Source organism: Rhodococcus sp. HNM0569 (assembly GCF_012726205.1).
Classification (GTDB): Bacteria; Actinomycetota; Actinomycetes; order Mycobacteriales; family Mycobacteriaceae; genus Rhodococcus_F.
The window spans coordinates 161,216-186,425 of record NZ_JAASAE010000006.1 but is presented as its reverse complement, the minus strand read 5'-3'; the positions used below and the strand labels follow the sequence as shown (position 1 = coordinate 186,425).

The following is a 25,210-nucleotide window of genomic DNA, read 5'->3' as shown; positions in this document are numbered from 1 at the left end:
CGAATCACGGAAAGCGCGGCGCGGTCTCGCTCGTCGGCGGACAGTAGGGGCAGGTGCGCGACGAGGGGAGAGAATGCGTGAAACCGGCAGTCGACCGTGTGTATCTGGCCCGCCACGGCGAAACCGTCCTCAACGCGGACGGGCGCATCCGCGGCAGGAGCGACCCGCCGCTCGATCCCACCGGGGAGGCCGAGGTCGCTCGCCTCGCCCGCGTGCTCGCCGAACGCAATCCCACCGTCGTCGTGTCCGGCCCGCTGATCCGTGCGGTCGCGACGGGCCGGGCCGTCGCGGACGCCGCGGGCGTGCCGCTGCTGACCGACGACCGCCTCGACGATCGCGACTACGGGCCGTGGAACGGCGCGGTGCGGGCGGAGGTGATCGATCGATTCGGCAGCGTCGACGAGGCGCCCGGAGTCGAATCCCGCGAGGCCCTCAACGAGCGGGTCAAGTCGGCGTTCGCGGAGCTCGTCGTCGAGTTCGACGTCGGCCCCATCGTGTTCGTCACACACGACGCCTTCCTCACGACGTTGATCGGCATGATCGACCCGTCCCTCGGCGACGTGCGGCAACGCACCGCGTGCTGGGACCAGTTGTCGTGGACCGAACACGGCTGGGTGGTCGACCTCTACGACCAAAAAGCCGAGTGACGGCGACAACCTGAGCAGGGGTGGCAGTGTCCGGTACCGGGTTCGGTCAGCGCCCGGCACCGAGGAACGAGCCCGGCTTGCCCGCGTCCTCGCTGTGCCCGCGGCCGACGTGCGCCTCGGCGCGCATCCGCTCGACCATGTGCGGGTAGTGCAACTCGAAGGCAGGCCGCTCCGAGCGGATGCGCGGCAGCTCGGTGAAGTTGTGCCGCGGCGGCGGGCAACTGGTCGCCCATTCGAGCGAATTCCCGTAGCCCCACGGGTCGTCGACCGTGACCACCTCGCCGTACCGGTAGCTCTTGAAGACGTTCCACAGGAACGGCAACGTCGAGGCACCGAGGATGAAGGCGCCGATCGTCGAGACGGTGTTGAGCGTGGTGAACCCGTCCGACGGCAGGTAGTCGGCGTAGCGCCGAGGCATGCCCTCGTTGCCCAGCCAGTGCTGGACCAGGAAGGTCGTGTGGAAGCCGACGAAGGTGGTCCAGAAATGCCATTTGCCGAGACGCTCGTCCATCATGCGGCCGGTCATCTTGGGGAACCAGAAGTAGATGCCTGCGTAGGTGGCGAACACGATGGTGCCGAACAGCACGTAGTGGAAGTGCGCGGCGACGAAATAGGTGTCGGTGACGTGGAAGTCGAGCGGCGGGCTCGCGAGGATGACGCCGGACAGACCACCGAACAGGAAGGTGACCAGGAAGCCCAGAGAGAACAGCATGGGTGACTCGAAGGTGATCTGCCCGCGCCACATCGTGCCGATCCAGTTGAAGAACTTCACGCCGGTCGGCACGGCGATGAGGAACGTCATGAACGAGAAGAACGGCAGCAGCACCGCTCCGGTGGCGTACATGTGGTGTGCCCACACCGCGATCGACAGCGCGCCGATCGCGATGGTGGCGTAGACGAGGCCGCTGTAGCCGAAGATCGGCTTACGCGAGAACACCGGGAAGATCTCGGAGACGATGCCGAAGAACGGCAGCGCGATGATGTACACCTCGGGGTGGCCGAAGAACCAGAACAGGTGTTGCCACAGCAAAGTTCCCCCGGTCGCGGGGTCGTAGATGTGGCCGCCCAGGTGACGGTCGTAGAACAGGGCGAGCAGCGCCGCGGTGAGGATCGGGAACGCGATGAGCACGAGGATCGCGGTGATGAAGATGTTCCACGTGAAGATCGGCATCCGGAACATCGTCATGCCCGGTGCGCGCAGGCAGATGGCGGTGGTGATGAAGTTGACGCCGCCGAGGATGGTGCCGAGACCCGACACGGCCAGACCCATGATCCACAGGTCTGCGCCCACACCGGGGGAGTGCAGCATGCTGGTGAGCGGCGAATACGCGGTCCACCCGAAATCGGCGGCGCCGCCGGGGGTGATGAAGCCTGCCGTGGCGATCAGTGCGCCGAACAGGTACAGCCAGTAGCTGAACGCGTTCAGCCGTGGGAACGCGACATCGGGCGCGCCGATCTGCAGGGGGAGTACGAAGTTGGCGAAACCGAACACGACGGGTGTCGCGTAGAACAGCAGCATCACCGTGCCGTGCATGGTGAACAGCTGGTTGAACTGCTCGTTCGACAGGAACTGGAGGCCGGGAACCGCGAGCTCGGCGCGCATCAGCAGCGCCATGAGACCGCCGATGAGGAAGAACGTGAACGTGGTGACGAGGTACATGATCCCGAGGACCTTGGGGTCGGTCGTCGTGATCAGGTTGTAGATCGTGCCGCCCTTGCGGCCCACCCGCGGCGGGTACGGCCGCTTCGCTTCGATCGGCGGTACACGTGTTGCCGTCATCAGCCCCTCATTTCGCACCTGCGGTGTTCGACAAGCTTTCGGATGAAACGCGTTCGACCTGCGATTTTCTGTGTGCAACGCCGCCGACGGCCGACGCACGCGAGCTGTCCACGTGCGCACCCGGGGCGGTGGATTCCTGCTTCAGTGTGCGCCACATCTTGCCGAAAACAACCCCTTTCCGGAAGGTTTCACCACGTCGATACGGGCAACCCCTCCTGAACGGTGTCGGTTTCACGGACGAACCGTCCCTGTTGGAAGGGGGTCGTCATGACCCAGCATCAACCGACTCACCATCCCCGTCACGAACGCGCGGCGTCCGGCGGCGCGCGGCTCGACTCGGGGCCGGTTCCCACCGCCGGGTCGGGCACACCCGCGACCGACGCGACGCGGCCGGTCGACTCGGGCGTGCCCGCGAACGTACGTGGGGGGCGAGTGCACGTGCCGCGCACGCGCGGCGCCCTGAGCGGCCTCCTGCTCGTCGTGCTCGGTGTGTGGGGCGCACTCATCCCGTTCGTCGGGCCCGCGTTCGACTTCGGCTACACGCCGCGCGAGGTGTGGACGTGGACCGAGGCGCGCGGCTGGCTCGAAGTGCTCCCCGGCGTGGTGTGCGTCGTGGGTGGCCTGCTGCTGCTCGCGAGCCGAAATCGTGTCACCGCGAGCTTCGGCGGCTGGCTCGCCGTCGCCGCGGGTGCGTGGTTCGCGATCGGACCGTCGCTCGCGCAGCCGTGGGGCCTCGGCGACCTCGGGCAACCGGGCGGATCGAGCGACTGGATGCGCGCACTCGAGCACATCAGCTTCTTCACCGGTCTCGGTGTCGTGATCGTGTTCCTGGGCGCGATCGCGATCGGCAGGCTGTCGGTGCGGAGCATGCGGGACATCCGGGCGGCCGACGTGCGTCGTCGCGACGCGGGAGTGCGTGACGAGTAGCGGCAGCACGCCGATCCGACAATAGAACAGGTTCCAGTTTTCGCGATTCGCGGTTATCGTGGCGATCACCGACAGACCCACCATCGACGGCCGCTCGGATTCGCCTGGGCGGCGCAACAGACGTAAGGACCGCCCGATGACCGACCACGAGACCGGATCCCTCGACAGTCGCAACGCCGACGCGGCACGCGACCTGTACCGGCCCGCGTACACGCCGGACCTGCTCGTCGCGGCGCTCGAACGCAATCTCGACAAGCCCGCGCTGCACATCGGCGACCAGGTGCTCACCGGCGCCGAGATGAGCGCGCAGATCAGCCAGTTCGCGCAGGCGCTCGCGTCGCTCGGGGTCGGTCCGGGCTCGACCACGTCGATGCTGTCGAAGAACCGGCCCGAGGTGCTCATCGCGATGGGTGCGACGATGATCTCCGGCTGCCGGTCGACCGCCCTCAACCCGATGGGCTCGCTCGGCGACCACACCTACATCCTCGAGGACTCCCAGACCGAGACGCTGATCTTCGATCCCGACCACTTCGCCGACCGTGCCGACGAGCTCCACAAGGCGGTCGCCACGGTGAAGAACGTGTTCTCGCTCGGGCCGTCCTCGGTCGGCACCGACATCCTCGCGCTCGCCGCGACGTTCGAGCCGAAGCCGCTCGAGACCGCGAAGATGGACGCCGAGGATTCGAGCAGCATCGTCTACACCGGGGGCACCACCGGCAAGCCGAAGGGCGTCGTCGGCTCCTTCCGATCCGGCGCCACACTCAACCAGATCCAGATGTCGGAGTGGCAGTGGCCCGACGAGCCGCGGTTCCTGATCTGCACGCCGCTCTCGCACGCCGGTGCGGCATTCTTCATCCCCACGCTGCTGCGCGGCGGTTCGCTCGTCGTGCTCCCGTCGTTCGAGCCGGGCGCGGTGCTCGAGGCGATCGAGAAGCACCGCATCTCCGCCACGATGCTCGTGCCGACCATGATCTACATGCTGCTCGACCACCCCGACCTCGCGCACCGCGACGTGTCGAGCCTCGAGACGCTCTTCTACGGCGCCTCGGCGATCTCGCCGACCAGGCTGCGCGAGGGCATCGAGAAGTTCGGGCCCGTGTTCTTCCAGTACTACGGGCAGAGCGAGTGCGGCATGACGATCGCCGTCATGCGCAAGGAAGAGCACGTGCCCGGCGACGCCGAGCGCCTCGCGACGTGCGGGCGACCGGTGCCGTGGCTCGACGTCCGGCTACTCGACGACGACCTGCAGGAGGTTCCGCAGGGCGAGCTGGGCGAGATCTGCGTGCGCGGCCCGCTCGTCATGAAGGGCTACTGGAACAAGCCCCAGGAAACCGAGGAGGCACTGCGCGGCGGGTGGCTGCACACCGGCGACGTCGCGCGCCGGGACCGAGACGGCTTCCTCACGATCGTCGACCGCAAGAAGGACATGATCGTCACCGGCGGCTTCAACGTGTTCCCCCGCGAAATCGAGGACGTCATCTCGGCGCATCCAGCGGTCGCGTCCGTCGCGGTGGTGGGAGTACCCGACGCGAAGTGGGGCGAAGCGGTCAAGGCGTGCGTCGTGCTGCGAGACGGTGCCGAAGTCGATGCCGACGAACTCGTCGCCCGCGTGCGGGACGCGAAAGGGTCGGTGCACGCACCGAAGTCGGTCGACTTCCTCGACTCGCTGCCGGTCACCCCGCTCGGCAAGCTGGACAAGAAGTCGCTGCGTCAGCGCTACCGCAGCGGTGCCGAGCCGCAGCTCACCTGACGCACGCAGCTCACTGATCAGCCCCGCGGTCGCTTCTCGCCGACAACGAAGGCTCCCAGTCTCATTCGAGGGTGGGAGCCTTCCGTCGGTTGTCGTCGGATTTCAATTCGTCAGGTGGTGGGCAGTGGTTCGGAAAGGGCCGGCATCACCCCGGGGAGCATCACAGCTGCTTCGTTGGCCGGCTGTTGTCGGAAGTGCACGCCGAACCTTCTTTCCCCGCCGTCACCTCGGCCCGTTCGGGACGGCTCCAGTTGGTGAAACACCGCAGAAGATATTCGACTGGCCCGTAACGATGGTGCCGCAGCCACAACGCGCTCACCAGCGCCTGGAGAGAGAAGATCACCACGGCAAGTAGCAGGAGCAGTGGCGGCGACACCTGCCCCGCCAATCCGAATCCGATGCCCGTGAACAGGACGAAGCCGACCAGCGACTGCGTAAGGTAGTTCGTCAGGGCTACGCGGCCGACCGATTCCAGGGCTCCGCGAACTCGTGTGAGCCGGTTGGAGTGCAGTATGCGTACCAGTGTTGCCACGTACGCGGCAGTGAGAAATGGTGCCGTCACCACACTCACCAGAGTCGCCTGCGTACTGGTGTCCGCGCCAAGCGTGGCGAAGAGCGCTCCGCCGACGAGTCCCACCGGGAATCCCACCCACTGAACCCGCCGCAGGAGCAAGCCTCGTGTGCTCAGTCCCGAGAACAGGCTTCGGCGGGCAGCAACCATTCCCAGCAGGAACATTGCCAGTGCGGTCGGCCCCTGGAGCGACGCCGCTTGCACGACGAGCAGGCCGAGGCCGTCGAGGTGCTGTCCCACGATATCGGCGAACGATCCGAGCATCGACTGAGTCTGCTCTTCAGCCGCCACAAGCGCCTCGTCACTACTGGGCATGAACTCTGATCGGTCGAGGAACACGGCACTGACGAGGAGCGAGAGCGCCACGAAAGCGTAGATCGCCCCGGCGGCAACTACGGCCACACGGTCACCGACCCGATAGACCGCCAACAACACCAGGCAGGCAACCGCGTAGGTGGTGAGGACATCACCGCTGTACAGCAGGACGATGTGCCCTGCGCCAAGGGCGAAGAGCCCCAGGATTCTTCGTAGCATCCGTGGCGCGAACGCCGCGCCGGCGCGCTCGGCTGCCTGAATCTGCAGGACGAAGCTGTAGCCGAACAGGAACGAGAAGAGCAGGTAGAACTTCATCGAGAACAACCCCGACACCACAAATCGGACGGCATCGTCGAAGGGGGTGGAGAAGGCTGGGTCCTCGACCAGGTTTCCCGGATAGGCGGATGCCATGAACGTGATGTTGACGACGAAGATGCCGAGTAGGGCGAACCCACGGAGGGCATCGACGTCACGGATGCGTGCGGTCCCGGTGACCGCTGCCGAGTCTGTTCGGTGTGTCGTTCCGAATGGCGAGGCCATATAAACTATATACCATAAAGTTTATATGGCCCGTAACTGCTATTCTGCAAATTCCCCAGCGACCACGGCGAGGAGACGGATCCCATGGCTGACGCTGCGGTGCCCGCCTTCATCCAACGACTCTGGCGGTTGCCGACCACCCCTCCGCGACGGGGGCGCAAATCTGCCCTGACTGTCGAGTCCGTGGTCGGTACCGCTGTCAGGCTCGCCGACAACGGCGGTCTCGACGCCGCGACCCTGCCCAAGGTCGCCGAGGAATTGGACGTCACCGCTATGTCGCTCTACCGATATGTCGGATCCAAGCATGAGCTCCTGCAGCTCATGATGGACGCGGCGAGCGAACCGCGTATCCCTGAGCGGACCGCCTCGGGATGGCGGGAGGGACTGCATCTGTGGGCCGTGGATCTCTGGATTCTCTACAGGTCCCGCCCGTGGCTGCCCCGTGTGCCGATCTACCGTGCACCATCAGGGCCGCATCAGATCGCCTGGTTGGAACGTGGATTCACGCAGTTGGCCGCGACGGACCTCGACTGGAAGGAGAAGCTCGCGGCCCTCACCCTACTCAGCGGCTACGTCCGCCAGTCGGCGTTGCTCCAGCGCGAACTCGAGGAAGGTCGGGAGCCGAACCAGGCCCAGGCCGACAGCGAGCGAGAGTACGGAGCAGCTCTCCGCCTCGTCGTCACCTCGGAAGAGTTCCCCCAGACAGCAGCCATGCTGGCTTCCCAGGTGCTCGGTAACGATTCGGCCGGAGACGACGACCCCGACCAGGGCTTCCTCGAAGGCCTCGAGCTCGTCCTCGATGGTCTCGCCGCGCAGATCGCCGATCCGGACTGACACGACCGGCCCGGTGCATCGCTGCACCGGGCCGGTCACGGTTCTGGTAGTTCGAAGCTCAGCTCGCTGCGACCTGCCAGGTATCGGGGCCGAAGACCTCGTAGTGCACATTGCTGCCCGGCACACCGCGCTCGACGAGCGCCTCACGCATCGACAGCATGAACGGCAGCGGCCCGCACAGGTACGCGTGCACGCCCGGCTCGAGCTCGACGTCGCTCAGATCGGCGCGGCCCAGGCGCGCCGAGCCGATCGCGCCGCGCGCGCCGAAGTCCTCGTACCACTGGTGGACTCGTGCCGAGGGGATGCGCTCGGCGAGCGCGAGCAGCTCCGCGCGGTGCGGGTGGTCGGCGGCCGAACGGTCGGCGTGCAGGATCGAGACCGGCCGCGTGTCGCCCGACTCGGCGAGGTGGTCGAGGATGCCGATCATCGGCGTGCACCCGATGCCTGCCGACACCAGCAACACCGGAGCGTCCTCGGTGAGAGTCAGGTCGCCGAACGGCAGCGACACCGTGACCTCGTCGCCCTCGAACAGGTTGTCGTACAGGAAGTTCGACACCTCACCGCTCGGTGCGACGGTGCCGTCGGCCAGCGGCTGCTCGGCGACGCGCTTGACCGTGATGCGCCAGCCGTCGCGATCGGCGGACGCGAGACTGTACTGGCGGATCTGCCGCGCGCCGTCGGGCAGGGGCACCGCAACGGAGATGTACTGGCCCGGTGCGAAAGGCGGCAGCGTCTCGCCGTTCCGTGCCTTCAGGACGAAGCTGACGGCGTCGGCCGACTGGTAGCCGCGCTCGGCCACCACGACGGTGCGCCACACGTCTCCGGTCGCGACGCCCGCCTTGTCGTACAGGCCGGCTTCCATCGCGATGAGCGTGTTCGCCATCAGCCAGTACAGCTCGTCCCACGCCGTGGCCACCTCGGGGGTGACCGCCTCGCCGAGAACCTCGACGATCGCCTCGAACAGGTACTTGTGGACGACGTTGTACTGCTCGGGCGCGATGCCGAGCGACGCGTGCTTGTGCGCGATGCGCGACAGGATGGCGTCGACCTTCGCCTGGTCGGGCTCGAGCTGCAGCGTCGCGAACGCGGCGATCGAGCCGGCGAGCGCCTTCTGCTGGTCGCCCTGCTTCTGGTTCGACCGGTTGAACAGGTCGGTCTCGAGCGTCGGGGCGGCGGCGAAGAGCTTGCGGTAGAACAGCTCGGTGATCTCGCCGATCGCGGCACCCACGGCGGGCAGCGTCGCGCGGACGACTTCCTTCGATTCAGCCGACAGCAACTTGGTCTCCATTCGGTTCGGCATGGCTACAGGTTCAGCATCCGCGACGCTGCGGGGCGGGCCGCCTGCTCGGGCGGTAGTGCCTCGAGCAGTGCGTGCAGCTGGGCTTGCGCGAGTTCTGCACAGCTGCGCAGGTACTCGGCGTCGGGCAGCGCCCCGGCGTCGCCGGTCGGCTGGCCACCGCGTTCGGCGACCTGCTGCGCGCGTTCCAGGATCTCCTGATACTGCGTGCGTGCGCTGAGCACCAGTTCGCGTGCGTAGCGTTCGGCATCGGCAATCGTCTCGTCCGCGGAATGCTGCGCTTGACTGAGCAGGTTGACCGCGCGGCTCGAGATGCCCATCAGGTCCTTCTCGGATTCCTCGCGCAGACGCTGGTTCTCACGCTCGGCGGCGTCGAGCCGGGCACGTAGTGCATTCACGTCGGCATCCGCGCCGCCCCGCGACGGCATCGGGGCAGGTGCGGGCTGCGCGCGGTTCGCGAGTTCCTGCTCGAGATCGCGCACCCGTGCCCGGAGCCCGTCGGCGTCGCGGGCGCGTGCGCGCAGCTCGTCGGCCTCGCCGGCGCGTGCCCGGAGTTCTTCCAGCTCGTGCTCGTCCGCACGGGTGTCGGGACGTATCACCTGTGGGGCCGGTTGGGCGCCGGGTGCCACGCGCGGACCGCCCTGCAGGCCCTGGGGCGCGGGTTCGCGGCGCTGTGCTGCGAGTTCGTCGAGTGTGAGGGCGACCTCGTCGAGGAAGTCGTCGACCTCGTTCATGTCGTACCCGCGCCGCAACGCCGAGGACGACTTGAACGACACGGTCCGCACGTCGGAAGCTGAAATCGTCACGGGTGCACCTCGAGAGGTTTCGTCGGGTCGGTCTCGTGCCCCGGCAGTTGCTCCTCGTAGCGGATCGCTTCGGGAGTCATGCCGACGCGGGTGAGCTCGCCGACCGCATGGTCGACCATGGCGGGTGACCCGCACACCAGCGCGGTATAGCCTTCCCACCAGTACTTCTCGGCGGCGACGGTGCCCACGTAGCCGCGCTCGCCGGGGAACGACGGGTCGTCGGAGACGACCGGGATGTACGTGAACCACGGCCTGCTGCCCAGGTGCGACAGGTAGTCGTGATCGTAGAGATTCGCGCGATAGCGCGCTCCGTGGAACAAGTAGACATTCGGGGCGCCGCCCGACGTGCCCCAGTACTCGTCGATCGACTCGACCACCGCGCGCAGCGGCGCGAGGCCCGTGCCGCCCGCGATCATCAACAGATCGCCCGTGGTGTCCGGATCGACGGTCAGCCGGTTGCCCACGGGCGCACCCAGTCTGATGTGGTCGCCGGGCCGCAACGACCGCGCGACCGCGCCGCTGACCTGGCCGCCGGGGACCGTCTCGATATGGATTTCGAGGGTGTCGTCGCCGCGCGGCGCGTTGGCGGGCGTGTAGAACCGCCACGTGCGCGGACGTTGCGGGAACTCGACTGCCATCGACTGGCCCGGCCGGTAGGGGTACGGCTGGTCGGTGCGCACGAGGACCTTCGTGATGTCGAAGCTGTGCCGATTGATCGCCTCGACACGGCCTTCCCACCACGGCGGGCTCGTCTTCTCCGCCTCCGCCGCGGCGGCGATCATGATGTCGGCGACCGCTTGATAGGCAGCGGTCCAGTCGGCACGCAACTCCGGCGTGAACGCGTCGCCGAGGAAATGCTCGAGCGTCGCCAGCAGCGAGGCGCCCGCCGCAGGATCGTGCTCGGCGACGCCGTCGAACCGTCGATGGTCGCGGCCGAGGAACTCGACGTAGCTCGGGTCCGATGCGAGGGACTCGACGTTCGTGACGATGTGGCCGAGCGCGGCGAAGAACCGATCGCGTTGCTGCGCCATCGAGACGGGGAACATCGACCGCACTTCGGGGTGGGACAGGAACAGGTGCGAGTAGAAGTACTGGATCGCCTCGTCGCCGACCCCCACCACGGCCCGCCAACTTGCTTGCAGCGCGCCTATGTTCATGCGTGAACGTGCTCGGTCGCGTCGTTCCGTCCACCTCGGCGATTCGAGGATGCTCTGCCCACCATGACCTTGAACCTTCCCTCACGAGCCACCCGACGTAGCAGGGAGAGTTAATCCGGATCGGTGGCCGATAGCAAGTTGGGAGTCTCGTCGAGCGGGCCGGGCCGGGTATCCCGAGCGCGGCTCGCGCGGGCGTCAGTAGGGGTCGAACTGCACTGTGTCGACGGGCGTTCCGGTGCGCCGCAGTTCGTCGAGCGTCGCTCGCACCATCGCTGCCGAGCCGCACACGAGCACCTGGTGCTCGGGAAATGCGCCGTAGGACGTGACGACCTCGGGCAGCGTGCCCTCGATGAGGTCGTCGGGCGAGAAGCCGATGTCGACCTTGCACCGCTCGTACCACTCGTCGGTCCAGTCGGGGTCGGTGACACTCTCGACCACCGGGACCACGGTGAGCCACGGCATCTGCTGCGCCAGCAGGTACAGCATGTCCGACGCGTACAGGTCGCGCGGAGTGCGGTCGCCGACGAACAGGAACACCCGCGGCTGCGTCTCGCGGCGCGCGAGATCGAGCAGCAACGCCCGGAACGGCGCGAGTCCCGTACCGCCCGCGATCATCACGACGTCGGGGCCGTGCTCGTCGACGCTCATCGTGCCGCGCGGCTCGTGAATCTCCCACACGTCGCCCGGTTGCGTATCGGACACGATGGACGGGCTGATCCAGCCGCCGGGCACCGCGCGCACGTGGAACTCGAGTTTGCCGTCGAGCGACGGTGGCAGCGCGGGCGACAGGCGGCGCAGCAGTCGCGTGTTGTGCGGGACCGCGACGTCGACGTACTGCCCTGCCCGGAACGGGACGGCGTCACCGATCAGCCGCACGACTGCGAGGTCGTGTCGCAGCCGGTGATGCTCGACGACGGTTGCGTTCCACGTGGTCTCCACGCCGGGGCTTCCCTTCAGATGAGTGGGTCGTGCTGGATGATCTCCGGTGGCGTGCCTGCGCCGCGCAACGCGTAGATCGTGGTCTTGATCATCGACGGCGACCCGGAGATCTGGATCGTGCGATCCGCCCACGAGCCGAAACTCGCGACGACCTTGCCGATCGGTCCCGTCAGCGGGCGGTGCATACCGGGCGGCAGCTCGACGGGTGGCGCGGTGTGCCACCACGGGTCGTCGGCTTCCTCGGACACCGGGACGACGGTGAGCCACGGATTGCTCAGCGACAGCTGCCACAGCGTCTCGAGGTCGTAGCAGTCGCGCGGGTACGTGCCGCCGACGAACAGATGCACGCGAGGGTTCGTGCCGCGCATCGCCATCTCCATCACCTGGGCGCGCAGCGGGGCGATGCCCGTGCCGGAGCCGATCATCAGCACGTCGCGGTCCGACGAACGGTCGACGTGCAGCCCGCCGAGCGGCGCACCGATCGACCAGCGGTCGCCTACCGCGGTCTCGCCGACGATCGCCGGGCTCACCCAGCCACCCGATACGCGTCGCACGTGGAACTCGAGCTGGCCGTACGGATTGGGAGGAATCGCGACCGACAGATAACGCCACAGCCGCGGCCGCTGCGGCACCTGCACGCTCACGTACTGGCCTGCGGCGAAGGGGACCGGTCCGTCGGCTTCGAGACGCACGATCGCGACGTCGTCGAGGCGGCGTTCGTGCCCGACGCCCGTCGCGTGCCACACCGCGGGCAGTTCCTCGGCGTCGGCCGCGTCGGACATCGTGCCGGTGACGACGTCGGCGACGCGGCGCCAGGCGGCTTCTACCGTGGGCGACCACAGCAGCGTCACGAGCGACGAGCTGACGGCGGTGAGCAGCGCGGCGTGCGCGGCGTCGTAGTGCCGCCGGTCGAGCCCGTACTTGCGGTGGTCGCGCCCGAGTTGCGCGAGGAAGTCGAGCATGGGGTCGGGATCGGTGAGGCTGTCGACCACGAAGCGGAGGACGGTGAGCAGCTTGCCCGTCTGCGCTTCCATGTTGGGCGGGAACAGCAGCCGGTAGTCGGGGCGGTCGGCGAACAGTGCCGCGTAGAAGTGACCGACGAGGCGCTCGCCGCCGCCGTCGACGGACGTGATGTCGGCGAACGCGGCCCGGACGCGGGTGACCGTGCGTGCGTCGAAGAGCGGCTCGTCGCCGAGTTCGTGGACCAGGTCCTGGGGAATTGCGAGCGCCTGCGTGTCGAACATGTCGAATGGCTCCCGGCCACCGAACCGCCCAGCGTCCACACGTCCCCCCCTTTCTCGGCCGGAGCACCCGCCGCGCGGTCCTTCGCGGGCAGGTCGGTGCGGCGAGTCTACCGACCGGGTCCTCCCGTGAGCACTTTGCGAGTCCCCGCACGCTCATTTCGCGCACAGCACCCGCGGCCGCCGTCACCGGCCGAGCGACGACGCGACGACACCTCCGTCGACGAGCAGATCGGCTCCGGTGACGAACGACGCCTCCGGACCGAGGAGGAAGGCCGCGGCCGCCGCGATGTCACTCGGGGTGCCGACGCGGCCCGTGCCGGACGACGCGATCATCGCGCGCATCGACTCGCCGTGTTCGCCGCCCAACTCCTGTTGCCCCATCGGCGTGGCGATCACGCCGGGGCTGATCGAGTTCACGCGAGCACCCCGCGCGCCCCATACGACGCTCTGCGCGCGTACCCGCAGATGGTTGGCACGCTTGGCGACGCTGTATGCGTAGCCGGGATTGTCCGCGACGTCCGCCAGGAACGGCAGCGCCAGCAGCTCGTCGCTCGGGGTGTCGGCCAGCGCGCGCTGCTGATCGGCGGTCAGCGGGATCGGGCCGTGGCCCGCCATGCTCGCGATGACGACGCCCGCACCGCCTTCGGCGACGACGGCACCGAAGGCGTCGAGCGACAGTGCCACGCCGAGCAGGTCGACCTTCAGGATCGCGTTGGACGGGGCCTGCACGGGGGACAGGCCCGCGGTGTGCACCACCTGGGTGACCGGGCCGAGCGTCGCGGCCGCGTCGGCCAGTGCGGTGATCGACTCCTTGTCCGACACGTCGGCCCGGCGCGTGGTGACGTCGAACCCCTCGCCGCGCAGGACCTCCGCGCGTCGGTCGAGGAGGTCGCCGTCGAAGTCGGACAGCAGGAGCTTGGTGCCGGGGCCCTGTCGTCGTGCGATCGCTTCGCCCATGCCACCGATGCCGACGACGACGGTCACTGTGCTCATGCTTCTCTCCTCCTGTGGTGCGCAATGCCCCCCGTGAGCACTTTACGAGTCCCGGTACGCCGGTTTCACGCACGGCGGGTGGATGTACCCTACGATCGAAGTTGAGCGGAACAGACTCAAGGTCTCGTGCGTTGAGTCGAGTGACATCCCGCACCCTTGCGCGTACCAGGCTCAGGTTCTGGACGTGCACGAGTGCGGCAACGGAATTTCATCGCCAGAGAGGTGACACGTGGACTCGTTCACTCCCACGACCAAGACTCAGGCTGCGATGACGGCTGCGCTGCAGTCGGCGTCGCAGGCGGGAAACCCGGACATCCGGCCCGCCCACCTTCTGGTGGCCTTGCTCGACCAGACCGACGGCATCGCCGGCCCGCTCCTGAAGGCCGTGGGGGTCGACCCCGCCGCGGTGCTCGTCGACGCGAAGGCGCTCGTCGACAGCCTGCCGAAGGCGTCGGGCGCCACCACGACTCCGCAGCTCGGCCGTGAAGCCCTCGCCGCGCTGACGTCGGCGCAGCATCTCGCGACCGAGATGGACGACGAGTACGTCTCGACCGAACACCTCATGGTCGGTCTCGCGGAAGGCGACACCGACGTGTCGCGGCTGCTCGTCGGCCGCGGGGCCACGGCCACCGCCTTGCGTGACGCCTTCACCACGGTGCGCGGCAGTGCACGCGTCACGAGCCCCGATCCCGAGGGCACCTACCAGGCGCTCGAGAAGTACTCCACCGATCTCACCGCGGCCGCGCGCGAAGGCAAGCTCGACCCGGTCATCGGTCGCGACACCGAGATCCGCCGCGTCGTGCAGGTACTCAGCCGCCGCACCAAGAACAACCCGGTGCTCATCGGCGAGCCCGGTGTCGGCAAGACCGCGATCGTCGAAGGTCTCGCGCAGCGCATCGTCGCGGGCGACGTCCCCGAATCGCTGCGCGGCAAGACCGTCGTCTCGCTCGATCTGGGCTCGATGGTCGCAGGTGCGAAGTACCGCGGCGAGTTCGAGGAACGCCTCAAGGCCGTCCTCGACGACATCAAGAACTCGGCCGGTCAGGTCATCACATTCATCGACGAGCTGCACACGATCGTCGGTGCGGGTGCCACCGGCGAGTCCGCGATGGACGCGGGCAACATGATCAAGCCGATGCTCGCCCGCGGCGAACTGCGCATGGTCGGCGCGACGACACTCGAGGAGTACCGCAAGTACATCGAGAAGGACGCGGCCCTCGAACGGCGATTCCAGCAGGTGCTGGTGGGCGAGCCGTCGGTGGAGGACACCGTCGGCATCCTGCGCGGCCTCAAGGAGCGCTACGAAGTGCACCACGGCGTGCGGATCACCGACTCGGCGCTCGTCGCCGCGGCCACCCTGTCCGACCGCTACATCACGTCGCGCTTCCTGCCCGACAAGGCCATCGACCTCGTCGACGAGGCCGCGTCGCGCCTGCGGATGGAGATCGACTCGCGTCCCGTCGAGATCGACGAGGTCGAGCGCATCGTCCGCCGCCTGGAGATCGAAGAGGTGGCGCTCGAGAAGGAAACCGACGCCGCGTCGCAGGAGCGTCTGGTCAAGCTGCGCCAGGAACTCGCCGACGAGCGCGAGAAGCTCGCTCAGCTCAGCACACGCTGGCAGAACGAGAAGCAGGCGATCGACTCGGTCCGTGTGCTCAAGGAACAGCTCGAGAACCTGCGCGGCGAGTCCGAACGTGCCGAACGCGACGGCGACCTGGGCAAGGCCGCCGAGTTGCGCTACGGACGCATCCCGCAGCTCGAGAAGGAGCTCGACGAGGCGTCGCGCGAATCCGGTGCCGACATGACCGGCGGCCTCATGCTCAAGGAAGAGGTCGGGCCCGACGACGTCGCGGACGTCGTGTCGGCGTGGACCGGCATCCCGGCCGGCCGCATGATGGAAGGCGAGACCGCGAAACTCCTCCGCATGGAGGACGAGCTCGGCAAACGCGTCGTCGGCCAGCAGGACGCCGTCACCGCCGTGTCGGACGCGGTGCGCCGTGCCCGCGCGGGCATCGCGGACCCCAACCGGCCCACCGGCTCGTTCATGTTCCTCGGCCCCACGGGTGTCGGTAAGACCGAGCTCGCAAAGGCGCTCGCCGACTTCCTGTTCGACGACGAGCGGGCGATGGTCCGCATCGACATGTCCGAGTACGGCGAGAAGCATTCGGTCGCGCGGCTCGTCGGCGCGCCTCCCGGCTACGTCGGCTACGAGTCGGGCGGCCAGCTGACCGAGGCGGTGCGCCGCCGCCCGTACACGGTGGTGCTGTTCGACGAGATCGAGAAGGCACACCCGGACGTGTTCGACGTCCTGCTGCAGGTCCTCGACGAGGGGCGGCTCACCGACGGCCAAGGCCGCACGGTCGACTTTCGCAACACGATCCTGATCCTGACGTCGAACCTCGGTGCGGGCGGCACCGAGGAACAGGTGATGGCGGCGGTGCGCTCGGCGTTCAAGCCCGAGTTCATCAACCGGCTCGACGACGTCGTCGTGTTCGACGCGTTGTCAGAGGAGCAGCTCGAGTCGATCGTCGACATCCAGCTCGACCAGCTGCAGCACCGCCTCGCGGTGCGCAGGCTCACCCTCGACGTGTCGCCGTCGGCACGGTTCTGGCTCGCGGTGCGCGGCTACGACCCGCTGTACGGTGCGCGTCCGCTGCGTCGCCTGATCCAGCAGGCCATCGGCGACCAGCTCGCCAAGCTGTTGCTCGCGGGCGACGTCAAGGACGGCGACACCGTGCCTGTCGGGGTGTCCGAGGACGGCGAACGGCTCGTCCTCGGCTGACCCGGCACCCGCCCGATGCCCCCATCGCTCGCGCGGTGGGGGCATCGTCGTGTCGGTCGGTTGCGAAGTGCGGTCTCAGGGTCCTCTCGAGGTCGGCGACTACCCTGGCACGGCGAGAGCATCGACAGTCGGGCCACTCCGGCGACAGTAAGGAGCCCCCGTGAGCACCCGCGACGACGATCCGCGCACCCCCCAGGAACGCGCATACGACCCGAACGAGCCGCAGCCCACCGAACACATTCCGCAGTACGGCGAGCAGCCGACGCAGCAGTTCGGGGAGCAACAGGCACAACAGTTCGGCGAGCAGCCGACGCAGCAGTACGAGCCCTACCAGGACCCGTACGCGCAGCCGCCCGGCTACCAGCCGACCCAGGCATATCCCGTCTACGGGCAGCCGCCGTCGTACGGCGACGCCGGAGGCTACGGCGCCCAACAGCCCTACGGCGCACAACAGCCCTACGACCCGCAGCAGTACGGGGCTCAGGGCTTCGGGGACCAGTACCCGCCCCAGCCGCCGAATGCGGCGCCACCGGGCGCGGGCGACGGCGACGGCAAGCCGCCGCCGAACGTCGCGAAGTGGGTGGCGATCGCGCTCGGCGTGGTCCTCGTCGTCGTGCTCGTGCTGTGGGGTGCCGCATTCCTCGGCTCCAACACCGGCAACGACGAGGCGAGCAGCGGCGGCGCAGTCACGTCGTCGGCGTCGCGCGAGCCCGCGCCGACGCGCACGTCTCCGCCGGGCACGTCGGCAGAGGAATCCCCGCTCGATCAGGTCCCGGGTGGTCTGGGCGAGGCGATCGGCGGCCTCGGTGGCGCGGTCGGCACGATCGCGTCGAACGACGGCTCGACCATCGTGCTCGATTCGACCGGTGGTTCGCAGGTCACGGTCACGATCACGCCCGACACGACGCTCGTCTCGCTCGGCGGCGGGACGGCAGCCGACCTGAAGCCGGGCACCTCCGTCGTGGTGCAGGGCAGCAAGGTCGAGAACGGCGCGATGACGGCGGAGTCGATCTTCAGTGCCGAACTGCCGCAGTTCGGAAACTGACGCCGTGTCCGGCGCCGACAGGTACATCACGCACTTCGCCAGCGCGCATGTCACATCGCGCCGGGTCGAGTCGCTAGGCTGATCGTCGATGACAGTCATGTGGTTCGGCCTCGCTTCGATCGCCCTCGCGGGTGCGGTCGCTCTGCTGTACTTCGACCGCCAGCGTCGGGACCAGAGTGGCCGGATCCGCGAGATCTGGGCGAAGGCCCAGGGGTACGACTACAAGGGCGAACAGCCGAATCTGCCCGCGCAGTTCCATCGCGCCGCGATGTCGAAGCAGGAGTATCAGAGCGCGTACGACGTCGTGCGCGGTGTGCGCCGCGGGGAGCGCTTCCTGTTGTTCGACCTCCGCGACATCGCGACGATCGTCGCCGTCCAGCGTCCGGTCGGGTCGAGCGTCGACATCGACCTGCGGCTCAAGTCGACACCGCCGCCCAAGGACGCCGACCTCGAACTCCTCGGCGCGATCGGCCCGCGCGTCGTGTTCACCACCGACCTCGAGATCGCGCGCCGCGCATGCGACCAGCGCATGGTCGCGTTCACCGAGTCGATCCCGGACGACGTCAACATGCTGTGGACCGAGGGCCGGTGGACGCTCGGTTCGCTGCCCGTGTCGAGCACCGGCCGCGACTGGGATGCGGCGATCGAGACGGTCGCGCGGCTGTCGGGCATCCTGCACGTGCTGCCGCCGAGCGCGCCGCCACGCGGGCGCACCGCGATGCACGATCCGGGCAGGCCCACTCCCAGCTCCATTCCGCGTGTCGAGGACGACGACGAGCGTCCCCGGCGTCGCCCCGCCGCCGGCCCACGCCGGCCGCGCCCCGACGACGAACCGCCGCGCCGTCGCCCCGAGCCGCGGCCCGAGGAACGCCCTGCCCCGCAGCCGCGTGAGCGTGGCCAGGACCTGCGTGCTCGCGACCCGCACGCCGACGAGACCCGCAGCATGCCCGGTCCGCAACGCGGTGGCCGTGCCCCCGGCGGTCGCCCGCCCGGCCCCACCGCGCGCGCCGCGTCGCCGATCCCGCGCAGTCCCGCACCGGGTACCCGCCCGGCCGGTGTGCAGCAGCGCCGTCCCGAGTTCGTGGACGACCCCGCGCGGCCCCCGACCGGAGGCTTCGACCTGGGCCGGTAGCGGCCCGTGCGCGGCCGGTAGGGTTGCTCACCATGACCGACCGTGAGGAACTCGCCGCGCTGGTGCGCGATCTGGCCGTCGTGCACGGCAAAGTCACCCTGTCCTCGGGCAAGGAAGCCGACTACTACGTCGACCTGCGGCGTGCCACGCTCCACCACCGGGCGGCTCCGCTGATCGGCGCGCAGCTGCGCGAGTTGGTCGCGGACTGGGAGTTCGACGCGGTCGGTGGGCTCACGATGGGCGCCGATCCCGTCGCCCTGTCGATGCTGCACGCGCCGGGCCGCCCGCTCGACGCGTTCGTGGTGCGCAAGGCTGCGAAGGCGCACGGCATGCAGCGCCAGATCGAGGGTCCCGACGTCACCGGCAAGCGCGTGCTGGTGGTCGAGGACACCACGACGACCGGGAACTCGCCCCTCACTGCGGTGCGCGCGTTGCGCGACGCGGGTGCCGAGGTGGTCGGGGTCGCGACGGTCGTCGACCGCGCGACCGGCGCCGACGAGGTGATCGCTGCCGAGGGGCTGCAGTATCGATCGCTGCTCGGCCTCGCCGATCTCGGCCTCTAGCCGGGAAATCGGCGATCGGCTCCCGGTTCGCGGCTCGTTTGGCACGATTGAGCTGCAACCGTCCTCGGACGATGGGAGCGGGTCATGGGGTACGAGAATTCTGCTGCCGACAACCCTTTCGCGGGCGAGCCGGCGCGAGCCGACCTGTGGGAGCAAGGCTTTCTCGCGGGTTTCACGCAACCGGGCGTGCAGCACGAGCGGTTCGTCGATCCCGATGCGCTCGAGGCGTATCTCGAAGGCGTCGGCACCGGCGCGAAGGCGCGGCTCGCGTTGCCGCCCGACGTCGGCGGCGTGGGCGACGAGGACACCGCACTGCCGCCCACCAACGCCGCCTTCGAGTTCGGCCTGCACACTCTCGGGAACCGCACGTTCGATTCCGTGTTCCCCACCGCGGGTGGCATTCCCGGAGTCGTGGCGCGGCTGTTCGACGTCGGCGTCCGTACGTGGTTGCAGCCCGACGACTGGGAAGGCGCGATCGACCAGCCGCACGAGGCGTATGTCGTGTTGTGTCCCCGCACCGATCACGGGCTGCGCGCGCTCGACGGCGGCTACTGGGCGGCGCCGGTGCGTGAGTTCTACTACGAGGTGATCGACGACGCGAAAGCCCATCCGCATGCGGAGGCGTTCGTGGCGCGATGCTCGCGCGCCGACGGTCTGTGCGGCCCGGTGTGGCCGGGGCCCGCGCACTGGAGCCCGTGACGCATCAGCGCTCCCGCAATGCGGTGATCACCGCGAGGACCCGTCGGTGATGGGCGTCCGACGGCGGGATGTCGAGCTCGACGAAGATGTTTCCGATGTGCTTCTCGACGGCGCGTTCGGTGACGACCAGCGCGTCGGCGATCGCGGAATTCGACAGACCCTGCGCCATGAGGCTCAGCACCTCGCGCTGGCGGGCGGTCAACCGGTCCAGACGATCACGCTCGCGTGACGACCCCATCAGTTGCCCCACCACTTCCGGGTCGAGGGCGGTGCCGCCGCGCGCCACCCGGGTGAGCGCGTCGACGAACTCGCCGACATCCGCGACACGATCCTTGAGGAGATAGCCGACGCCCGCCGCGCCTGCCGCGAGGAGCTCCGTGGCGTAACGGTTTTCGACCCACTGGGAGAACACCAGTACGCCGACACCGGGATGGCGTCGCCGCAACGCGACCGCCGCGACCAGACCCTCGTCGGTGTGTGTCGGTGGCATCCGGACGTCGACGACCGCGACATCCGGCACGTGCGCGTCGACCGCGTCGATCAGCAGGTCCGCGTTGCCGACCGCGGCGACGACGTCGTGCCCTCGGTCGGTGAGCAACGCGACGAGCCCGTCGCGGAGGATCGCGTTGTCCTCGGCGACGACGACCCGCAGGCCGGTCACGGCCGCCCCCGGAAGGCCGGTCCGGACAGTGCCTCGGGGGCGGCGTGCGGGAGTGTCACGGTCACCACGGTAGGCCCACCGGAGGGGCTCGAGACGTCGACGCTGCCGTCGACGGTGGCCGCGCGTGAGGCGAGACCCGCGAGGCCCGTGCCCGTCGCGGGGTCGGCACCGCCTGCGCCGTCGTCGCGCACCGTGAGTACGAGCGTGGCGCCGTCGTCGCGCACGGTGAGCGACGCGTGGCCCGTACCGGCATGTTTGACGACATTGGTCAGGAGTTCGGCGGCGCTGAAGTACGCGATGGTTTCGGTGCCTCGCGACGGGCGCGTGGCGAGCGCGACGTCGAGGTCGACGCGGACGGGACTACGCGCGGCGAGTGTTTCGAGTGCCGGTGCCAACCCGAGATCGAGTGCGGGCGGGTGGATTCCGCGCACGAGCTCACGCAGCTCAGCGAGGCCTTCCTTCGCGGACGTCCGCGCGTCCTCGATCAGCGGTGCGGCGTCGCCGCCGTGCGCGATCCGGTCCTCGGCGCGGCCCAGCGCCATCGCGATCGTCACGAGTCGCGCCTGGGTGCCGTCGTGCAGGTCGCGTTCGAGCCGTGCAAGGGTGGCCGACGCGTCCTCGACGGCAGCAGCGCGGGTGGTCTCGAGTTCGTGCACGCGTGTGTCGCGCGCCGTGGGACCGAGGAGCGCCGAGATCAGGAATCGGTCGAGCGCGCCGATCGCACGGATCGGCCACGGCGCGAGGAAGCATGCGACGACCCCGACCGCCGATGCCGCAAGCATCTTCGGCCACGTGTCGAAGTAGACCGAGCCGAACTGGAACATCGAGTGCCGCTCGTTGCCGTACTCGTCGATGTTGGTGGGGTGGACGAGCACCCACGGAATCGGCGAGATCGCCGTGAACACGGACATCGCGCTGAACACGAGAGCGAGGTAGCCCAGTACCGGCCCGACGATTCCCTTGACGAGGACGAACGCGAGGCCCCGCCACCCCGCGCGATCGGTGAGCCATGAACCGATGAACCCGAGCACGCCCGGTTTCGTGTGCAGTGGCGGCGGCGCGGTGGTGCGGCTACCGAGCAGCGTGCCGCCCAGCGCGCGGTAGAGCGCGCCCCACGCGCGGCCACCCGCGACGACGGCCGCGAGGATCGGGATACCGACGACGGTGAGCGACAGGAGCAGCCCGCCGCCGACGCCGACGTACAGATATCCGATGCCGACGACGCCGAGGGCCCCCGCGACCAGGCAGTACAGCGCTTCGCGCCACGTGCGGGCCGCGAACGGTGCGCGCAGGAACACGGAAAGGGCGCTGCCGCCCCTCGACGGGGGCGCGTCCGGCTCGGTGGAGGCGTAGCTCATGACGTCGATCTTGCAGTGCGCACGCGGCTCTTGCGAGGGGGTGAGCTCGCCGATTCGGGGTGTGGCTGGCTACACCCACCGCGGTTGCCGGTCGAGGAACGCGAGCATCGCGGCGTTGACCTGGTCCGGTTCCTGCATCTGCACGAAGTGGCCTGCGCCGTCGATCAGCGTGGTCGATTCGAGGCCGGGCGCGAGGCTGCGCATCGTGTCCAGCGGGTCGGTGCCCATCATGGCGAGCACGGGGTCGCGGTCGCCGGCAACGAACGCCGTCGGTACCTCGATCGGCACGTGCGCGTGGTCGGCGTTCTGGTGCCACACGTAGTCCGCCGCGCGGTACCAGTTGAGTCCACCGGTGAAGCCTGTGCGGGTGAATTCATTGACATAGTGGTCGAATTCGCTTGCGGTGAGCCACGGCCAGGGCAGCTCCGGCGCGGGTGGCAGGACGTCGAGGTAGCCGTTGCCTTCCGACGGATGACCCCAGACCTGCAGGTACCGGTCGGTGTCGCTGAGCGCCCACATGACGCGGGCGAGGAAGTCGGCGGGGCGGGCGTCGAGTTCGCGGTCGGCGACGCCCGGTTCCTGGAAGTAGTGCAGGTGCAGGAAGTGCTTGCGCGCGAGATGCGCCGACGAGACGCTCGGTGCCACGGGTGGGCGCGGCGTGAGCGGGACGCTCAACTGGACGAGCCCGGCCACGCGCTCCGGCGCCCAGCGCGGCAGATCCCACACGAGTTGTGCGCCGAAGTCGTGTCCCGAGAAGAAGGCCCGTTCGATGCCGAGCGCGTCGAGCAAACCGATCATGTCGGCGACCGTGGTCACCCGGTCGTACTCGGACGGATCGCCGGGGGAACTGGAACGCCCGTAGCCGCGCATGTCGGGTGCGATCGCGCGATAACCGGCGGCCGCGAGTGCAGGCAGCTGGTGCCGCCACGAGTACGACAGGCCAGGGAATCCGTGGCACAAGACCACCGCAGGACCCGACCCCTGCTCGGCGACGTGCAGGTCGACGCCGTTGACGTGAATCACGCTTGTGGTGCAACCGCTTTCACCCATGCGCGGACTATACGCACGCGCACGTCGCCGGCACAACGAAAACGTGGGGCCGGTGCGCACGTCGCCGGCCCCACGTTGCTCGCGCGAATGCTCAGCCGAGCGGGTCGACCCAGGTGTATCCGCCGCCCCCCATGCCGAACGGCTGATTGGACCCAGGGGTAAGCATCGACAGACCCTTGCCGAGGCGCAGATCGATGCTGGTCGGGCCCGAGTCGACCACCACGTCATGACGCTGGCCCACCGGCGTGGCGCCGCTGATCTCGCCGACCCACGCTTGCACCGTGCAACCGGGGTGGGTTCCCCATGTGCCCGTCGGCGTGAACGTCATACGGACGTCGCCTTCGGGAGTGTGTAGGTTCTCGGTGCGGGTGTGCAATGAGCCGTAGCAGTCTCCTGCCGGTGCCAGCAGGAGGTCCGGCCCGAGGATCTGCAGTTGGGGTGCGGGTTCGGCGGTCGCGGGAGTTGCCGCGAAGGCGAGCCCGGCTGCAGTCAGCGCGGTGGCTGCAGCAGCGGCGAAGAACTTGTGCCTCATCGATGTTCCTTTCAGCCCGCCCTCGGTGGGGGACGGATGCATGTAGGTGCGATCGAGGGGCGAGCGCGTCTCGCGATGGACACCGCGATGTCCGATCAGCGAGCGAGAGTCGTTACGCTTTGCGAACACACATCTGTGTGCGAGATTCATCCCCCTTGCGTGTGCCCCCCGAACACGGTCTGCTTCCAGACCGGCTCACGTACTTTTTCACATTTCGCCGGGCCCGTTCAACCCCGTTCACACGACGACGCCGGGCCCCTGGGTGGGAGCCCGGCGTCGTCGGTGAGCGCGTCGGTCAGTCGGCGTCGCCCACGGTGACCGCGGTGGCTTCGTCCACACTGTGCGGTTCGGGATCGTGATCGTCCACGTGGGCCAGGATCTTCCGGCCGGTGGAGAGCACGACGATTGCGGCGAGGGTGCACACGGCTCCCACCCAGAAAGGCATGTGGACGTTGCTTTCGCCCAGCTTGCCGGCAACCCACGGTGCAGCAGCGCCGCCGACGAACCGCACGAAGCTGTATGCGGCCGACGCGGTCGAGCGCTCGACGGGTGCCGAGATCATGACGGTCTCGGTGATGAGTGTGTTGTTGACGCCGAGGAACAGGCCCGCGAGCACGACGCACACGATCAGCACGACCTTGGTCTCGGTGAACAACGCCATGACGCCGAGGTCGATCGCGAACAGCAGCAGCGACGCCATCATCATGTTGAGTGTCCCGAAGCGGCGTTGCAGCCGCGGCGCGAGGAAAACCGACGAGATCGCCAGTGCGACACCCCAGCCGAAGAAGATGAAGCCGATCGGGTAGGCGCCCATGTCGAGCGGGAACGGCGTGTACGCGAGCAGCGTGAAGAAGCCGTAGTTGTACAGCAGTGCGGTGATGCCGACGGTCAGCAGACCGCGATGGCGTAGCGCGAGGAAGGGGGCCGCGAGCGACGTGTGGTGCTCGGGCTTCGGAGCCTTCGGCAGCAGCACCATGATCAGGATGAATGCCACGGCCATCAGTGCGGCAACACCGAAGAACGGTGCGCGCCAGCTGATGTCGCCGAGTACGCCGCCGACCAGCGGCCCGACGGCGATGCCGATGCCGAGTGCCGCCTCGTACAGGATGATCGCCTTGGCGACACCGCCACTGGCGGCGCCGACGATCGCGGCGAGCGCCGTCGCGATGAAGAGTGCGTTGCCCAGTCCCCAGCCGGCGCGGAATCCGACGATCTGGTTGATGGTGTTCGAGCTGCCCGCGAGGGCAGCGAACACGATGATGATCGCGAGCCCGAACATCAGGGTCTTCTTCGGGCCGATGCGGCTGGAGACGGCGCCGGTGATGAGCATCGCGACGCCCGTGACGAGCATGTAGCTGGTGAACAGCAACGACACCTGCGACGGCGTCGCGTCGAGTTGTTCGCCGATCGGCTTGAGGATCGGGTCCACGAGCCCGATGCCCATGAATGCGATGACGCTCGCGAAGGCGACCGCCCACACCGCTTTCGGTTGCTTCAGGAGGCTGGGCGGAGCCCCGGTGGAGTGTTCGGTTTCGGTCGCGGTCGTGGAACTCACGGCCACCTCCTTTGTTGAGACGGAATGTGTGGT

General features: G+C 68.6%; 22 protein-coding genes. 9 read left to right on the top strand and 13 right to left on the bottom strand.

Going from position 1 to position 25,210, the window contains the following annotated elements:
• Positions 1 to 77 precede the first annotated feature (77 nt).
• Complete coding sequence (locus HCA44_RS10765) at positions 78 to 647, top strand: histidine phosphatase family protein (protein WP_169648546.1); 570 nt, start codon at positions 78 to 80, stop codon at positions 645 to 647.
• A gap of 46 nt (positions 648 to 693) precedes the next feature.
• On the opposite strand, the gene ctaD is transcribed toward HCA44_RS10765, so the two are convergent.
• A complete protein-coding gene (ctaD, locus tag HCA44_RS10760) occupies positions 694 to 2,427 on the bottom strand; it encodes a cytochrome c oxidase subunit I (RefSeq protein ID WP_206037989.1) in 1,734 nt (577 codons plus the stop codon).
• 267 nt (positions 2,428 to 2,694) lie between these two features.
• Here ctaD and HCA44_RS10755 point away from each other — a divergent pair, with 267 nt between their 5' ends.
• Positions 2,695 to 3,354 carry a hypothetical protein gene (locus HCA44_RS10755; RefSeq protein WP_169648545.1) on the top strand — a complete coding sequence of 220 codons (660 nt, stop codon included), beginning with the start codon at positions 2,695 to 2,697 and terminating at the stop codon, positions 3,352 to 3,354.
• A 136-nt stretch (positions 3,355 to 3,490) separates the two neighbouring features.
• Positions 3,491 to 5,104: an AMP-binding protein gene (locus HCA44_RS10750; protein ID WP_169648544.1), complete on the top strand. Its 1,614-nt coding sequence runs from the start codon at positions 3,491 to 3,493 to the stop codon at positions 5,102 to 5,104.
• Between the two features lie 160 nt (positions 5,105 to 5,264).
• On the opposite strand, the gene HCA44_RS10745 is transcribed toward HCA44_RS10750, so the two are convergent.
• Positions 5,265 to 6,530 (bottom strand): DUF418 domain-containing protein, encoded by a 1,266-nt coding sequence (locus tag HCA44_RS10745; RefSeq protein ID WP_169648543.1) that lies wholly within the window; start codon positions 6,528 to 6,530, stop codon positions 5,265 to 5,267.
• Positions 6,531 to 6,614: 84 nt separating this feature from the next.
• Between HCA44_RS10745 and HCA44_RS10740 the strand changes: the two genes are divergently transcribed.
• Entirely contained in the window at positions 6,615 to 7,364 is a 750-nt protein-coding gene (locus tag HCA44_RS10740; protein ID WP_169648542.1) for a TetR/AcrR family transcriptional regulator, read from the top strand.
• A 58-nt stretch (positions 7,365 to 7,422) separates the two neighbouring features.
• Here the strand turns inward: HCA44_RS10740 and HCA44_RS10735 are convergent, their stop codons facing one another.
• From HCA44_RS10735 to HCA44_RS10710, 6 genes are all read right to left on the bottom strand, one after another.
• On the bottom strand, positions 7,423 to 8,640 hold the full coding sequence (locus HCA44_RS10735; protein ID WP_169648633.1) for a globin domain-containing protein: 1,218 nt from the start codon (positions 8,638 to 8,640) through the stop codon (positions 7,423 to 7,425).
• Positions 8,641 to 8,666: 26 nt separating this feature from the next.
• Positions 8,667 to 9,467 carry a DivIVA domain-containing protein gene (locus HCA44_RS10730; RefSeq protein WP_169648541.1) on the bottom strand — a complete coding sequence of 267 codons (801 nt, stop codon included), beginning with the start codon at positions 9,465 to 9,467 and terminating at the stop codon, positions 8,667 to 8,669.
• The gene (locus tag HCA44_RS10725) at positions 9,464 to 10,624 is read right to left on the bottom strand and encodes an FAD-binding oxidoreductase (protein ID WP_169648540.1); all 1,161 of its coding nucleotides are present in this window, start codon (positions 10,622 to 10,624) and stop codon (positions 9,464 to 9,466) included. Before HCA44_RS10725 ends, HCA44_RS10730 begins: the two co-directional genes overlap by 4 nt.
• Before the next feature lie 195 nt (positions 10,625 to 10,819).
• Positions 10,820 to 11,563, bottom strand: coding sequence for an FAD-binding oxidoreductase (locus HCA44_RS10720; RefSeq protein ID WP_169648539.1), 744 nt, complete (start codon positions 11,561 to 11,563; stop codon positions 10,820 to 10,822).
• Between the two features lie 14 nt (positions 11,564 to 11,577).
• Entirely contained in the window at positions 11,578 to 12,807 is a 1,230-nt protein-coding gene (locus HCA44_RS10715; RefSeq protein WP_169648538.1) for a globin domain-containing protein, read from the bottom strand.
• Between the two features lie 183 nt (positions 12,808 to 12,990).
• A complete protein-coding gene (locus tag HCA44_RS10710; RefSeq protein WP_169648537.1) occupies positions 12,991 to 13,800 on the bottom strand; it encodes an SDR family oxidoreductase in 810 nt (269 codons plus the stop codon).
• 229 nt (positions 13,801 to 14,029) lie between these two features.
• On the opposite strand from HCA44_RS10710, the gene clpB reads away from it, so the two are divergent.
• From clpB to HCA44_RS10685, 5 genes are all read left to right on the top strand, one after another.
• Positions 14,030 to 16,582, top strand: coding sequence for an ATP-dependent chaperone ClpB (gene clpB, locus HCA44_RS10705; protein ID WP_169648536.1), 2,553 nt, complete (start codon positions 14,030 to 14,032; stop codon positions 16,580 to 16,582).
• A 160-nt stretch (positions 16,583 to 16,742) separates the two neighbouring features.
• Positions 16,743 to 17,627, top strand: a complete 885-nt coding sequence (locus tag HCA44_RS10700) for a hypothetical protein (protein ID WP_169648535.1) — start codon at positions 16,743 to 16,745, stop codon at positions 17,625 to 17,627.
• A 97-nt stretch (positions 17,628 to 17,724) separates the two neighbouring features.
• Positions 17,725 to 18,759 (top strand): hypothetical protein, encoded by a 1,035-nt coding sequence (locus HCA44_RS10695; protein WP_169648632.1) that lies wholly within the window; start codon positions 17,725 to 17,727, stop codon positions 18,757 to 18,759.
• A gap of 32 nt (positions 18,760 to 18,791) precedes the next feature.
• Positions 18,792 to 19,322, top strand: coding sequence for an orotate phosphoribosyltransferase (gene pyrE, locus HCA44_RS10690; protein ID WP_169648534.1), 531 nt, complete (start codon positions 18,792 to 18,794; stop codon positions 19,320 to 19,322).
• A gap of 84 nt (positions 19,323 to 19,406) precedes the next feature.
• On the top strand, positions 19,407 to 20,021 hold the full coding sequence (locus tag HCA44_RS10685; RefSeq protein ID WP_169648533.1) for a hypothetical protein: 615 nt from the start codon (positions 19,407 to 19,409) through the stop codon (positions 20,019 to 20,021).
• A 4-nt stretch (positions 20,022 to 20,025) separates the two neighbouring features.
• Here the strand turns inward: HCA44_RS10685 and HCA44_RS10680 are convergent, their stop codons facing one another.
• The 5 genes from HCA44_RS10680 to HCA44_RS10660 all read right to left on the bottom strand — a co-directional run bounded on the left by HCA44_RS10680 (position 20,026) and on the right by HCA44_RS10660 (position 25,183).
• Positions 20,026 to 20,673, bottom strand: coding sequence for a response regulator transcription factor (locus tag HCA44_RS10680; RefSeq protein WP_169648631.1), 648 nt, complete (start codon positions 20,671 to 20,673; stop codon positions 20,026 to 20,028).
• Between the two features lie 5 nt (positions 20,674 to 20,678).
• On the bottom strand, positions 20,679 to 22,040 hold the full coding sequence (locus HCA44_RS10675) for a sensor domain-containing protein (RefSeq protein ID WP_169648532.1): 1,362 nt from the start codon (positions 22,038 to 22,040) through the stop codon (positions 20,679 to 20,681).
• 69 nt (positions 22,041 to 22,109) lie between these two features.
• The gene (locus HCA44_RS10670; protein WP_169648531.1) at positions 22,110 to 23,090 is read right to left on the bottom strand and encodes an alpha/beta hydrolase; all 981 of its coding nucleotides are present in this window, start codon (positions 23,088 to 23,090) and stop codon (positions 22,110 to 22,112) included.
• A gap of 91 nt (positions 23,091 to 23,181) precedes the next feature.
• Complete coding sequence (locus HCA44_RS10665; RefSeq protein WP_169648530.1) at positions 23,182 to 23,622, bottom strand: hypothetical protein; 441 nt, start codon at positions 23,620 to 23,622, stop codon at positions 23,182 to 23,184.
• A 295-nt stretch (positions 23,623 to 23,917) separates the two neighbouring features.
• Entirely contained in the window at positions 23,918 to 25,183 is a 1,266-nt protein-coding gene (locus HCA44_RS10660; RefSeq protein ID WP_169648529.1) for an MFS transporter, read from the bottom strand.
• Positions 25,184 to 25,210: the final 27 nt, after the last annotated feature.